Source organism: Dyella ginsengisoli LA-4 (assembly GCF_000334915.1).
In the GTDB taxonomy this organism is placed as follows: domain Bacteria; phylum Pseudomonadota; class Gammaproteobacteria; order Xanthomonadales; family Rhodanobacteraceae; genus Dyella_A; species Dyella_A ginsengisoli_A.
The window spans coordinates 25,420-39,663 of record NZ_AMSF01000063.1; the positions used below are offsets into that span (position 1 = coordinate 25,420).

7 protein-coding genes are annotated in these 14,244 nt (G+C 69.5%); 4 read left to right on the forward strand and 3 right to left on the reverse strand.

The window, feature by feature from the left end; translation table 11 throughout:
- Positions 1–65 precede the first annotated feature (65 nt).
- The 4 genes from C693_RS0115210 to C693_RS0115225 all read left to right on the forward strand — a co-directional run bounded on the left by C693_RS0115210 (position 66) and on the right by C693_RS0115225 (position 10,529).
- Complete coding sequence (locus C693_RS0115210; protein WP_017463134.1) at positions 66–2,684, forward strand: glycosyltransferase; 2,619 nt, start codon at positions 66–68, stop codon at positions 2,682–2,684.
- Between the two features lie 98 nt (positions 2,685–2,782).
- Entirely contained in the window at positions 2,783–4,546 is a 1,764-nt protein-coding gene (locus C693_RS0115215; RefSeq protein ID WP_017463135.1) for an autotransporter assembly complex protein TamA, read from the forward strand.
- A gap of 10 nt (positions 4,547–4,556) precedes the next feature.
- Complete coding sequence (locus tag C693_RS0115220) at positions 4,557–8,330, forward strand: translocation/assembly module TamB domain-containing protein (RefSeq protein WP_017463136.1); 3,774 nt, start codon at positions 4,557–4,559, stop codon at positions 8,328–8,330.
- A gap of 87 nt (positions 8,331–8,417) precedes the next feature.
- Entirely contained in the window at positions 8,418–10,529 is a 2,112-nt protein-coding gene (locus C693_RS0115225; protein WP_017463137.1) for a M13 family metallopeptidase, read from the forward strand.
- 267 nt (positions 10,530–10,796) lie between these two features.
- On the opposite strand, the gene C693_RS21925 is transcribed toward C693_RS0115225, so the two are convergent.
- From C693_RS21925 to murL, 3 genes are all read right to left on the reverse strand, one after another.
- Positions 10,797–11,456: a class I SAM-dependent methyltransferase gene (locus C693_RS21925; RefSeq protein ID WP_017463138.1), complete on the reverse strand. Its 660-nt coding sequence runs from the start codon at positions 11,454–11,456 to the stop codon at positions 10,797–10,799.
- The gene (gene murD, locus C693_RS0115235) at positions 11,437–12,792 is read right to left on the reverse strand and encodes a UDP-N-acetylmuramoyl-L-alanine--D-glutamate ligase (protein WP_017463139.1); all 1,356 of its coding nucleotides are present in this window, start codon (positions 12,790–12,792) and stop codon (positions 11,437–11,439) included. The genes C693_RS21925 and murD overlap by 20 nt, the downstream gene beginning before the upstream one ends.
- 108 nt (positions 12,793–12,900) lie before the next feature.
- A complete protein-coding gene (gene murL / locus C693_RS0115240; RefSeq protein ID WP_017463140.1) occupies positions 12,901–14,244 on the reverse strand; it encodes a UDP-N-acetyl-alpha-D-muramoyl-L-alanyl-L-glutamate epimerase in 1,344 nt (447 codons plus the stop codon).

The following is a 14,244-nucleotide window of genomic DNA, read 5'->3' on the forward strand; positions in this document are numbered from 1 at the left end:
CCGGGTTTCGGTAAGCTCCGCGGGCTTTCCGGCCTTCGTCGTGGAGGCTTTCACGGGGATCTTTCTTGAGCGCCACGCAAGCCACGAACGACAGTCGCCATCCCCTGCTGGTAGCCCTCCTGCTTGCGGTTCTCGTGGCCGCCATGAACCTCGGCCTGTGGTGGTGGGGCAACCGGCCGCATGGCCCGGACGACTGGCGCGGGCCGATCAACGGCTTCTCGGTGTCGTTCTTCCAGCGCTACCAGAACCCGCTCAAGCAGGACTTCCCGTCCGACCAGCAGATCGACAGCGACCTGAAGCTGCTGCGCAAGTACACCGGGCACATCCGCACCTACTCCACGCAGGAGAATCCGCAGGTCTACCGGCTCGCGCACCAGGACGGGCTGAAGGTGATGGCCGGCGCCAACATCGACACCCGCCGCGGCAACAACGAGCGCGAGATCGACCAGCTGATCGCGTTGGCCAACCGCTATCCCGACACGATCGACAAGGTGATCGTCGGCAACGAGGTGCTGTTCCGCGGCGACCAGTCGCTGGACCAGATGATCCGCTATCTCGACCGCGTGCGCGCCCACGTGCGCCAGCCGGTGTCGATCGCCGAGCCGGACTACATCTGGATCAAGTACCCCGAGCTGGCCCAGCACGTGGATTTCATCACCATCCACCTGTTCCCGTTCTGGAACGGCATCGGCACCAGCGTCGACCCGGACCGCGACAACGCGCTGAATGCGGCGCTCGGCGCCTACGACAACATCCAGCGGATGTACCCGACCAGGCACATCGTGGTGGGCGAGATCGGCTGGCCGTCCAACGGCGACCGCCAGAAATACGCGCTGCCGTCGGTGTCCAACGAGGCGATCTTCATCCGCCACTGGCTCAACGCCGCCCAGGCGCGCCACATCGACTACTACCTGCTGGAAGCGTTCGACCAGCCGTGGAAGGAGGCCCTCGGCGAAGGCCGTACCGGCGCCTACTGGGGCATCTTCAACGCCGACCGGCAGCCGAAGTTCCCGTTCACCGGACCGGTGGTGGAGGACACCTCGTGGCCGGCCAAGGCGCTGGCCGCCAGCCTGCTGGCGCTGCTGCCGATGATCTGGTTCGGCCGCCGCTTCAGCCGCTTCAGGCTGATGGGCCGGTTCTTCTTCGCCGCGCTGATCCAGCTGGCCTGCGGCCTGGTGGTGTGGTCGGCCACGCTGCCGTTCAACTTCTACCTGAGCTGGGTCGACTGGACCATGCTCACCCTGCTGTTCCCGGCGCAGATCGCGATCCTGGCCATCCTGCTGATCAACGGCTTCGAGTTCACCGAAGTGCTGTGGCGCCGGGGCTGGGTCCGCCACGCCGGCATGCTGCGACCCGATCCGCCGGAAAAGCAGCCGTTCGTGTCGATCCACCTGGCCTGCTACAACGAGCCGCCGGAGATGGTGCAGGTCACGCTCGACTCGCTCGCCGCGCTCGACTACGACAATTTCGAAGTGCTGGTGATCGACAACAACACCAAGAACCCCGACGTGTGGAAGCCGGTCGAGGCGTACTGCGAGAAGCTCGGCCCGCGCTTCCGCTTCTTCCACCTCGAGCCGTGGCCCGGCTTCAAGGCCGGCGCACTGAACTTCGGCCTGAAGGAAACCGACCCGCGCGCCGACGTGGTGGCGGTGATCGACGCCGACTACGAGGTGCGCCACGACTGGCTGGCCAGCCTGACCGGCTACTTCCATGACCCGAAGGTGGCGGTGGTGCAGTGCCCGCAGGCGCACCGCGACTTCGAGCACAACCGCTTCCGCCGCATGACCGCCTGGGAGTTCGACGGCTTCTTCCGCATCGGCATGCATCACCGCAACGAGCGCAACGCGATCATCCAGCACGGCACCATGACCATGGTCCGGCGCAGCGCGCTGGAGGGCACTGGCGGCTGGTCGGAGTGGACCATCTGCGAGGACGCCGAGCTGGGCCTGCGCCTGATGCACGCCGGCTACGAGCTGGTCTACGTCGACGAACTGATGGGCAAGGGCCTGACCCCGGCCGATTTCAAGGCATACAAGAGCCAGCGCTACCGCTGGGCCTTCGGCGCGATGCAGATCCTCAAGGGCCGCTGGCACTGGATGGTGAAGAAGGGCCCGCTGTCATCCGGCCAGCGCTTCCACTTCCTCACCGGCTGGTTCAGCTGGTTCGCCGATGCGCTGCACCTGATCTTCACCCTGATGGCATTGTTCTGGACCGCCGGCATGGTGGCGTTCCCGCAGTACTTCAGCCTGCCGATGCAGCTGTTCCTGATCCCGGTGATCGGCTTCTTCTTCGCCAAGGCGATCTTCGGCATCGTGCTGTACCGCGCCCGCGTCCCGTGCGGCTGGTACGACACGCTGATGGCCTCGCTGGCCAGCATGAGCCTGAGCCACGCCATCGCCCGCGGCATCCTGCACGGCCTGACCCGCGAGAAGACCTCGTTCGTGGTCACCGCCAAGAGCCGCCGGCTGGGCGAATCGGGCTTCGCCGCATTCGCCCCGGTGCGCGAGGAGCTGCTGATGGCGATCGCGCTGGTCGGCTGCATCGTCGGCATGGCACTGAGCTACGGCACGCGCTATATCGAGGGCACGCTGTGGATGTTCATCCTGGGCGCGCAGTCGATCCCCTATTTCTCCGCGGTGATCGGCGCCTGGATCGCGCACAAGGCCGGCGACAAGGCGGGCTGACAATCCGGACGATGAGGCGCGACTGTTCATCGGAAGCGCACGCCGGCTCGGGTAAGCTCCCGCGGATTTTCACGTTCCACAGGGATGTCGCCCCGTCCATGCGCCGCTTCCGACGCCTGAGCCTGTTCGCCCTGGTCGCCCTGCTGCCCGGCCTTGCGCATGCCGGCGTGAAGCTGGTGGTCGACGGCGTGGACGACTCGCTCAAGACAGCCATCGTCGCGGGAGTGGAGCTGTCGCAGTACGCCACGCGCGAGGTCAGCGACGCGCAGGTACGGCGGCTCTACGCCCGTGCGCCGGACCAGGCGCAGACGGCGCTGCGCCCCTACGGGTACTACGACGCCAGCGTGGACGCCGACCTCGAACGGATCGGCACCGACTGGCAGGTGACGCTGCACGTGAAGCCGGGCGAACCGGTGAAGATCACCGCCGTGCACGTCGACCTCGATCAGGCGGCGCTGGCGATCGCGCCGATCCGACGCGCGGAACGGGCGATCGAACAGCTGAAGGGCCAGACCCTCAACGACGGCGTCTACGACGCCGCGCGCGACGCGCTGAGCGGCCAGCTCACCGCTAACGGCTTCCTCGCCGCCAAGCTGCTCACCCATCGCGTCGAGGTGACGCGCGCGGACCGCAGCGCGGTGATCCGGCTCGCCTGGGAGGCCGGCCCGCGCTACCGCTTCGGCCCGGTGCAGTTCGAGGGCTCGCAGTTCCGCGACGGCTTCCTCGACCGCTACGTGCCATTCAGGCCCGGCGACTACTTCTCGCAGGACAAACTGCTCGACCTGCAGCAGGCGCTCAACGGCGCCGACTATTTCTCGGTGGTCAACGTGCTGCCCGACGTCGACGACGCAAAGGACGGCACCGTGAATGTGCGCGTGCAGCTGGTGCCGGCCAAGCGCACGGTCTACACCGGCGGCCCGTTCATCGGCACCGACACCGGCTTCGGCCTGCGCGGCGGGGTGGAGCGGCGCTGGGTGAACCGCAGCGGCCACAAATGGAAGAACGAACTGGTGGTGGCGCAGCGGTTGAAGACGCTCTCCACCTTCTACACCATCCCCCGCCCCGGCAAGAACCAGCACAGCCTGAACTTCGGCGCCAACTACCGCGACGCCAACACCGACACTTCGCAGTCGCGCACACTGGAACTGGTCGGCAACGACACCCGGCTGTGGCACGGCTGGACCCGCACGCTGGGGGTGCACGCGCTGTCCGGCACCTTCACCGTGGGCAAGCGCAGCGGCGAACCGGACAACACACCGGGCATCGACCACGGCCGCAGCACGCTGGTGTTCGCCGAGGCCTCGCTGGGACGCAAGCGCGGCGACAACCCGACTTTCGTGCGCAGGGGCTGGTCGATCAACCTGGCCGTGCGCAGCACCGCGGGCACGCTGCTGTCGGACACCCGCTTCGCCCAGTTCACCGTCGACGCGAAGTGGATCCGTGCGTTTCTCGGCCGCAACCGGCTGATCCTGCGTGGCAGCGCCGGCATGACCAGCACCGGCAACTTCGACGCGCTGCCGCCGCAGCTGCGCTTCTTCGCCGGCGGCGATCGCTCGGTGCGCGGCTACGGCTTCCAGTCGATCGGCCCGAAGAACAGCTACGGCCGCGTGATCGGTGGCCGCAACCTGCTGGTGGCCAGCACCGAGGTCGAGCACTACTTCACCAGGCAGTGGGGCATTGCCGCCTTTGTCGATGCCGGCAATGCCTTCACCGGCACCGATTACCGGCCGAAGATCGGCGCTGGCCTGGGCGTGCGCTGGCTGTCGCCGGTGGGCATGATCCGCGTCGATTTCGGCACGCCGGTGCACAGTCGCGAAAAGCACGGCATCGAGCTGCACATCGTGATCGGACCGGACCTGTGAGGAGGCGCGCATGACCGACGCAGCACGCCCCGCCCGTCCCCGCCGCCGCTGGCTGCGTGCGCTGTCGGCCGGCCTGTTCGCCGTGGTGCTGGCGATCGCGCTGGCGCTGGGCTGGCTGCTCGGCACCCAGGGCGGCCTGCGCTTCGCGATCGCCCGCGCCAGCGCCGCGACGGGCGGCGCACTGAGCGTCGGCCAGGCCGAAGGCCGCCTGCTCGGCCCGCTGACCGTGCAGCGCCTGCGCTACCGCGACGCCCAGGGACTAGACGTGCGGGTTGCGCGGGCGCGGCTGGATCTGTCCGTCGCTGCCCTGCTGCGCAAGCGCCTGCACGTGCTGGAGCTGGACGCGGACGGCATCGCGGTGGTGCTGCCGCCACCCTCGCCGCAACCTGCGACGGGCAGCGGCTTCGACCTGCAGCCGCCGCTGGATGTGCAGGTCGACCGCCTGCATACCGGCCAGTTGCGCATCACTCGCCAGGGGCAACCCGTATTCGCCGCCGACCGCATCGACCTCGCCGGCCGCTGGACCGGGCGCGGCATCACGCTGCGCCGGCTCGAACTCGCCGGTCCGGATGGCCAGGTGAGCCTGGCCGGCGAACTGGCCTCGGCCGACTATCGCGGCCAGGGCCAGGGCCGCTTCCGCTGGAAGCTCGGCGACACCACCTGGAGCGGTCGGCTGCAGGCCCACGGCGATGGCCGCACGGCGCAGCTCGAACTGGCACTGGCCAGCCCGGCCGCGGCCACCCTGCAGGTGTCGCTGGAACAGCACGGCGACTATCCATGGACCGCCACGCTGAAGGCGCCGCGCTTCGATCCCTCGCCGATCCTCGGCCAGGGACCGCTGCATGCGCTGGCGCTGTCGCTCGAGGCCAGCGGTGACCGTCGCGGCGGCCGCATCGATGGCACCGTGCAGGTGAACGACACCACCTTGCAGCTGCAGCCGCTGCGCGCGCGTCTGAGCGACAGCCTCGACACGCTGCAGCTCGAACAACTCGCCCTTGCCTCGCCGCAGATCCCGGGCTCGCTGCAGGCCAGTGGCCTGGTGCAACTGTCCGCAACGCCGCTCAGCGCCGATCTGAAGGTGCAGTGGAAGGGCGTCACGCTGCCGAAGGAACTGGTCGGCCAGGCGCTGGCCACGGATGGCTCGCTGAGTGCCAAGGGCAGCACGGAGCACTTCCAGGCCCATGGCGACGTCTCGCTCGGACCGCCCGGACAACCGGCCCACCTGGCCGTCGACCTGGACGGCACGCCGACCTCGATCGCGCTGCGCACGCTCGCCCTGAAGCAGAAGAAGGGACAACTGGTCGCCAGCGGCACGATCGACCTGCAGCCGTCGCTGGGCTGGCAGCTGGACATGCAGGCGCAGCATTTCGATCCCGGCGAACTGGTTGCCGGCTGGCCCGGGGCCATCGACGCCGATCTGCGCACGCGCGGCCGGCGCCAGGCGAGCGGCTGGGAGGCCACGCTGGCGCTCGGGCGGCTGGGCGGCAAGCTCCGTCAGCGCACGCTCGGCGGCCACGGCGAACTGCACCTGTCACCGTCCGGCGTGCTGGACGGCACGCTGGACCTCTCCTCCGGCAACAGCCGCCTGCACGTGGAGGGCAAGCCGGGGGCGCAGAACGACGCCGAGCTGCGACTGGCGATCGCCTCGCTGTCCGACTGGCTGCCCGACGCCAGCGGCCGCCTGCAGGGGCACCTGGTCGTGCGCGGGCTGGCGCCGCGGCTGAGCATCAACGGCACGCTGCAGGGCGACCGGCTCGGCTGGCGCCAGGATCGCCTGGACCATCTGCAACTGGTCGTCGGCCTGCCCGACCTGAGCCGACTGGCCGGCAAGCTCGACGTGCAGGGCCAGGGCCTGCTCGCAAACGGGCTGGCTTTCGACCGCATGCACCTGCTGGCCGAGGGCAGCGAGGCGACCCACCGGCTCGCCCTCGATGTCGCCGGACGCCAGCTGTCCGGTCGGCTGGCGCTCGACGGCTCACTGCGCAACGGCGCCTGGACCGGCACCCTCCGCACGCTCGACCTGGCCCCGGAGGGCCTGCCTCGCTGGCGGCTGCAGCAGGCCACGGCACTGGCCTACCGCGATGGCGGCTGGCGGGCCGGCGAACTGTGCCTTTCTGCCGGAGAACCGCTGCTGTGCGCCTCGGCCAGCCAGGACCGGGCCGGTACGCTCGACGCCAGCTACCGCCTGCACGCGCTGCCACTGGCACTGATCCTCAACGCCGCCGGACTGGCCGACCTGCCGATGCGTGCCGACGGCACCCTCGAGGGCGACGGCGCGATCAGGCGCAAGCCCGACGGCACGCTCGATGGCCACGCAACGATCCGCTCCGCCAGCGGCGCCATCAACTACAGCGACCACGGCGATCATCCGCTGCTCGCCTACCGCGACCTCGCCCTGGACGCCCGCCTTGCCCCCGGCAGTCAGCATGCCACCGTGCACGCCCTGCTCGACGGCGGCGGCCATGTCGACGGCCAGGTGGCGATGTCCGGTCCCGACCGGACGCTGGCCGGCAGCGTGGATGTGCAACTCGGCCAGCTCGGCTTCGTCGAACTGCTCACCACCGAGCTGGCCAACGTGAAGGGCTCGCTGGCCGGGCGCTTCCAGGTCGGCGGCACACTCGCCTCGCCCACGCTGGCCGGCAACGCGACCATCGATGGTCTCGCCGCGGAGATCCCCGCGGCCGGCCTCAAGCTCGCCGACGGTCACATCACGCTGGCCAGCAGCGACGCCCGGCAGCTGCACGTGGACGGCACGCTGCGTTCGGGCAAGGGCACGCTGGGCGTGCGCGGCACGGTCGGCTTCGGCACCGACGCATCCACCGAACTGGTGTTCCAGGGTCAGCAGGTCACCGCCGCGGACATCCCCGCGGCGCGCGTGGTCGTCTCGCCCACGCTGGTGCTCAAGCAGGACGCACAGGGCATGGACGTCACCGGCCGCGTCGCACTGGACAGCGCCGACATCGACGTCTCTCGCCTTCCCGGTGCGGGCGCCACCAAGGCGTCGCCCGACGTGGTGGTGATCGACGAGCAGCAGGAAGCCAGGGCGAGAGCGATGCCGATCAGCGCCACCGTGGCGGTGGACCTGGGCGAGCGCACCCACCTCGTCGGTATGGGGCTGGACGGCAACCTGCGCGGCCAGCTGGTGGTACGCGAGCGGCCCGGCCGCGCCACCACCGGTCAGGGCCAGGTGGACGTGTCCGGCACCTATCGCGCCTACGGCCAGAACCTCACCATCGAGCGCGGGCAACTGCTTTTCGCCACTACCCCGATCGACAACCCGCGGCTGGACATCCGCGCGGTGCGCCGGCTCAACCCGAACGCGACCATCGACGAGGGCCAGAAGGTCGGCCTGTACGTGTCCGGCACGGCGCAGCGGCCGGTGCTCAGCGTGTTCTCGCAGCCGGTGATGGAGCAGTCCGACGCGCTGTCCTACCTGATCACCGGCAAGCCGCTGTCGGAGGTGAAGGGTGGCGAGGGTTCGATGGTGAACTCCGCCGCGCAGGCGTTGGGTTCGGCCGGCGGCGACCTGCTGGCCAAGCGCATCGGCTCTCAGCTCGGCGTGGACGACATCGGCGTGTCCAGCAGCGACGCGCTCAACGGCAGCTCGGCGTTCACCGTCGGCAAATACCTCTCGCCGCGGCTGTACCTGAGCTACGGCGTGGGGTTGTTCGAACCGGGCCAGGTGATCACCCTGCGCTACCGGCTGAGCAAGCGCTGGAGCTTCGAGGCGCAAGATGCCACGACCTTCAGCCGCGCCAGCTTCAACTACCGGCTGGAGCGCTGACGCCGACGGCGCATGCGCCGTCGGTCATGCTGCGGGGCTCGGAAAGGGAGCGTATGGTGTGGGGATTTCCCCACCCGGAGTTCTCCGATGAAGCCAACCCGCTGGATGCTTGCCACCGCCGTCTGCGCCGCGCTCGCCGCGTGCGGTCATTCCGAAGCCCCTTCGTCGAAGGCCCCCGCCCCGGCAAGCACCGCGCCGAAGACCGCCGCCGCGCCCGCGCCAGCCCCGATCGGCATCGACCTGGCCGGCATGGACAAATCCAGGCCCGCCGGCGACGGCTTCTTCCAGTACACCAACGGCACCTGGTTCAAGGACACGCAGATCCCGGCGGACCGCTCCAGCACCGGCTCGTTCCTCAAGCTCTACGAACTGGCCCAGAAGCGCACCGCCGAACTGATCCAGAAAGCCGGCGACAGCAAGCCGGCCGAAGGCTCGAACGAGCGCAAGATCGCCGACTACTACGCCGCGTACATGAACACCGACGCGATCGAGAAGGCCGGCCTGACGCCCCTGAAACCGGAGCTGTCGGCGATCGAAGGCATCAAGTCCCGTGACGACCTGGCCAAGGTGCTCGGCAGCCGTCTGCGCGCCGACGTCGACCCGATCAACGCTACCAACTTCCACACCAGCCACCTGTTCGGCCTGTTCGTCACCCAGGGCCTGGAAGATCCGTCGCAGAACATCGCCTACCTGCTGCAGGGCGGCCTGGCCCTGCCCAGCCGCGACTATTACCTCTCCGACGACGCCGCGACCAAGACCATCCGCGAGCAGTACCACGCCTACGTCGTGGCCCTGCTCAAGCAGGCCGGCGACAAGAACGCCGAGGCTGAGGCCAAGACCATCCTCGCGCTGGAAACCAGGATCGCCAAGGCACAGACCAGCCTGGTCGACAGCCAGGACGTGCACAAGGCGAACAACCTGTGGCCGACCGCCGACTTCGCGAAGAAGGCGCCGGGGCTGGACTGGTCCGCCTACTTCAAGGCCGCCGGCCTGGACGGCGTGAAGACCATCGACGTGTGGCAGCCGGAGGCCGTCACCGGCCTGGCGAAGCTGGTCGGCAGCGAGCCGCTGTCCGCCTGGAAGACCCTGCTGCGCTTCCACACCATCAACAGCAGCGCAAGCCTGCTGCCCAAGGGCTACGCCGACCTGGCGTTCGGCTTCTACGGCCACGACCTGCAGGGCATCCCGCAGCAGCGCCCGCGCGCCAAGGATGCGATCGACGCCACCAGCACCGACCTCGGTGATGCGGTGGGCCAGATCTACGTGAAGAACTACTTCCCGGCCTCGTCCAGGGCCGAGGTCGAGGCGATGGTGAAGAACATCGTCAATGCCTTCGACCAGCGCATCGACACGCTGACCTGGATGACGCCGGCGACCAAGGAAAAGGCCAAGGAGAAGATCAAGACGCTGCGCGTGAGCGTCGGCTACCCGGATACCTGGCGCGACTACAGCTCGCTGACGGTCAAGCCGGACGATGCGCTGGGCAACCACCTGCGCGCCGTCGAGCTGGAGTACCAGCACCAGCGCGCCAAGATCGGCCAGCCGGTGGACCGCGGCGAGTGGTGGATGACCCCGCAGACGGTCAACGCGGTGAACCTGCCGCTGCAGAACGCGCTGAACTTCCCGGCGGCGATCCTCGAGGCGCCGTTCTTCGACCCGAAGGCCGACCCGGCCGCCAACTACGGCTCGATCGGCGCGGTGATCGGCCACGAGATCAGCCACAGCTTCGACAACACCGGCGCCGACTTCGATGCGCAGGGCAAGCTGTCGAACTGGTGGACGCCGGACGACCTCAAGCACTTCGAGGCCGCGGGCCAGAAGCTGGTCAAGCAGTACGACGGCTACCAGATCCTGCCGGGCCTGCACGTCAACGGGCAGCAGACGCTGGGCGAGAACATCGCCGACGTGTCCGGCCTCACCGCCGCGCTGGCTGCCTACCACGCCTCGCTCGGCGGCAAGCCGGCGCCGGTGATCGACGGCCTGACCGGCGACCAGCGCTTCTTCATCGCCTTCGGCGAAACCTGGCGCTCGAAGACCCGCGATGCCGCGGCCCGCGTGCGCGCGGCCACCGACGTGCACGCCCCGGCGCAGTTCCGCGCCGAGACCGTGCGCAACATGGACGACTGGTACAAGGCGTTCGACGTGAAGCCGGGCCAGACGATGTACCTGGATCCGGACCAGCGCGTGAAGATCTGGTAAGCCGCAGCCACCGGCCGTCGCGACTGAAATCGCTCCCACAGAAAGCGCATGCTTGTCCGAGCCTCTGTGGGAGAGGCTTCAGCCCCGACGGTCATGCACACTCGACCCGACAGGCCGGGCGTCGTCGCGACTGAAGTCGCTCCCACAGAAAGCGCATGCATGTCCGAGCCTCTGTGGGAGGGGCTTCAGCCCCGACGGTCATGCACGCTCGATCCGACAGGCCGGGCGTCATGCAATGGCCCGATCTGCATCGCACACGTCATTCGCTCACCCCGACTTCTGCACCAGGATCACCCGCCGCCCCACGCTCTCAACCCGCCACGCGAAGCACGCGGCGATCCAGCGCAGCGACGCCTCCGAATGGAAGCCGACGTGGGTCGGGTCGCGGTGGTAGTGCCAGCGGGGGAAGTCGACCATCGGCGGGCGCAGCTCGGTCATCAGGCCCAGCCAGCCGCCCGACACGAGCAGCGCATCGATGCGGGCGAGGTCGCACAGCGGATCGTGCATGTGCTCGAGCACTTCGGTGCAGGTGACAAAGTCGTAGCGGGCATCGAGCAGGCCGGCATCGGGCGCAAAGAACGGGTCGTAGCCGACGGTGGGAAAGCCGGCGTCGGTGAGCATCACGGCCAGCGCCGGCGCCGCGCCGCAGCCGTAGTCCAGGCCGCGCGCGCCGGGCGCGAGGCAGGCGATCAGCGGATCGGCGAGCCGACTCAGGAAGTGCCGGTAACCCGGATCATCGACGCGGTTGTCGTGCGTGCCGTAATACGCGCGCTCGGCCTCGGCATCGAGCCAGGTGGCCGGGTCACGGCTGACCAGATCGCAGGCCGTGCAGTGCCGATAGACGCCGGTGGCCTCGCGCCACGGCGCACCGGTCGCCGCCCCGCACAACGGGCAGGCGACCGGCGCCTCAGCGGATGCCGAGGCCATCGATGCCGGTGGCGTCGGCTTCGAAGCCGGCCAGCGTGGCGAAGCGGCGGCCGCGTTCGGCGTAATCCTTGAACTGGTCGAAACTCGGCGCGCCGGGCGACATCAGCACCACACCGCCCTCAGGCGTGGCGGCACGCCCCGCCTCCACCGCCGCGGCCAGGTCCGCCACGCGCGCGACCGGACAGGTGACCGCCCCCGCGCGCAACGCCGCCTCGATACGCGGCCCGTTCGCGCCCATGCAGACGATCGCCCGGGGCGGATGCGCCTGCGCGTACGCGACGAACGGTGCCCAGTCCACGCCGCGGTCGTAGCCGCCCACCAGCACCGCCACCTCGCGGCCCGGCAGGCTCTCCAGCGCGGCGACCACGGCCGGCGGCGTGGTGGCGATGGAATCGTTGATCCAGTCGCGGCCAGCGCGCCGCCCCAGCGGCTGCAGGCGGTGCGGCAAAGGGCGGAAGGTGGCCAGCGCCGGCGCCGCGGCCAGCGCGTCGTAGCCGAGCAGATCCAGCGCCGCCAGCGCGGCGCTGGCGTTGAGCGCGTTGTGCAGGCCGGGCACGCCGAGCTGCGCCACCGGGAACACGTCGCGCGCGCCCCGGCGGATGAAGCCGTCGGCGACGTGCCAGCCCTGGGTGTCGCCGAACACGCGGCGATCCGGATGGCCGGCGGTCTGCGCCAGCAGGTTGGCCTGCTGGCCGTTCACCAGCAGGGTGCGCGCCTGGTCGCCGAGTTTGAGCTTGTCACCCACGTAGCGCTCGCGCGAGCCGTGCCAGTCCAGGTGTTCCTCGTACAGGCTGGTGATCACCGCCAGTTCGACCGGACCGGCCTCGCCGGTCTGGAAACTCGACAGCTCGATCGCCCACAGTTCGGCGGCCTGCCCCTGCAGCTCCAGCAACGGCAGGCCGATGTTGCCGGCCAGCGCGGTGCGAATGCCAAGCGAACGGGCCAAGTGCGCGAGCAGCGCCGTGGTGGTGCTCTTGCCCTTGGTGCCGGTCACCGCCACGACGCGTGCCGCAGGGTTCTCGCCAAACCACAGCGCCGTGCCCGAGGTGAACACGGTGCCCTGCGCCTGCGCGGTGGTCACCGCCGGCTTGTAGATCGAGATGCCCGGCGACTTCACCACCACGTCGTACGCCGACAGCGCGACCGCATCCGGTTCGTGGCCGAAGACGGCAAGCGCCGGATCGAACGCGCGCGCGGCCTCGACTTCCTCCTTGCTGCAGTAAAGGGCCAGCGGCAGATCCGGCAGCTGCGCGCGGATCGCATGGATTGCCGCGCGCCCTTCCCGACCGAAGCCCCAGACGGCCACGCGCTGGTTGCCAAGATCAGCGATACGCATGGTCACCCCCGGTAGGAGCCCGCTCGCGGGCGATGCCTTTGCTCCTGATCACCATCAAAGCCAGGAGCATCGCCCGCGAGCGGGCTCCTACAGGGGCACGGTGGCGCATCAACCGATCGCCGCCAGCGCCGCCTGAAGCCGGGCCGGCACGCGGTGCTCGCCGGACGGCTGCAACCATGGCTCCAGCGCCAGCTGCGCGATATCGAGCTGCGGCAGGATCTCGCTGCGGAAGCGGGCGACCAGCGCATCCTCGGCCCACTCCGGCCGCTGGCTCAACGCATACATCGCGGCGCGTGCCTCGGCGCCCTCGCCCACGCACTCGAACGGCTTGTGATCCTGGTATTCCAGCAGCGCGTCGAAGCCGGCCGCCTGCGATTCGTCGTCCAGCAGGTTGCGGCCGAAGATCGTCAGCAGCCGCGGCTTGGGCAGGAACGGCGCCAGGGCGAGGAACACGAAATGGCACTTCGGGCACTGCCCGCACCAGCGGTCGGCCGGCTTGGGTCCGAGGATGCGGAAGTTGCGGTTGCAGCTGGAGAAGCTGTCGAAATACGGCGTCAGCTTCGCGAACGCACGGGTGATCGCCAGCTCCGAATACGGGCGCAGCAGCGAGCAGTAGTCCAGATCCGCCGCCACGTGGCTGTGCAGCCAGTCGGACAGCAGCGTCTCGAAGGCGTAGCCCTTGCTCCACTGGTGGTTCACCTGCTGGCCGTCGTACTCCAGCGTGGCCGCCGACGCCGAGCGCTCGTTGGCGAAGGCGATGGAATCGTGGCCGTAGAGGATAGCCGCCACGGCCAGGATCGCCGAGTTCACCGCGGTCACCGGGATATGGCCGTTCCACGCGCCCAGCCGGTTCAGCTCGAACAGCCCCGGCGCCAGCTCGCGCTGGATGTTCAGCGTCGGCAGCCCGGTGCGCTCGGCACAGGCGGCGATCAGCGGCGAGTTGCCGACCCACACCGCGGTGGCGTCGCCGCCGATCGACTTGATCGCCTCGACCGCCACCAGCGAATCCTTCCCGCCACCGATCGGCACCAGGGTGCGTTTCGGCAGGCCCAGCGCAGGCATCGCCGGCAGCGCCTGACCACCGCGCGGGAAATGGATGCGACCGCGCAGGTCCAGCCCGTTGCGGTAGGCGAACTCGGCCAGCCCGTGCAGGTACAGCGCGTCGAGCAGGTCGGCGGTGGCGTCGTCCAGCGGACCATTCGCCACCTCGATCTGCGGCGGCACGCCGGCCTTGTAGTAGCTCACGCCGGCAATCAGGTGCAGCAGCTTCAGCGCCGCGTCGAACGCGGCCTGGCGTGCCGGCGGCAGGGCCGGCGCGGCCGGAAAGCGGATGCGCTCGACCAGCGGCTCACCCTCGTCGAAGGCGTAGGCCAGCTCGGCCACGCCATCGGCGTAGCGGGCATGCAGGAAACGGAACACCTGGGTCAGGCGCGGTTGGATCGGATGGTTCAC

Excerpts from the sequence above, each read along its gene's own strand:
- C693_RS0115220 (WP_017463136.1), top strand. The coding sequence starts at position 4,557 with ATGACCGACGCAGCACGCCCCGCCCGTCCCCGCCGCCGCTGGCTGCGT.
- C693_RS21925 (WP_017463138.1), bottom strand. The coding sequence starts at position 11,456 with ATGGCCTCGGCATCCGCTGAGGCGCCGGTCGCCTGCCCGTTGTGCGGG.
- C693_RS0115225 (WP_017463137.1), top strand. The coding sequence starts at position 8,418 with ATGAAGCCAACCCGCTGGATGCTTGCCACCGCCGTCTGCGCCGCGCTC.
- C693_RS0115215 (WP_017463135.1), top strand. The coding sequence starts at position 2,783 with ATGCGCCGCTTCCGACGCCTGAGCCTGTTCGCCCTGGTCGCCCTGCTG.
- murD (WP_017463139.1), bottom strand. The coding sequence starts at position 12,792 with ATGCGTATCGCTGATCTTGGCAACCAGCGCGTGGCCGTCTGGGGCTTC.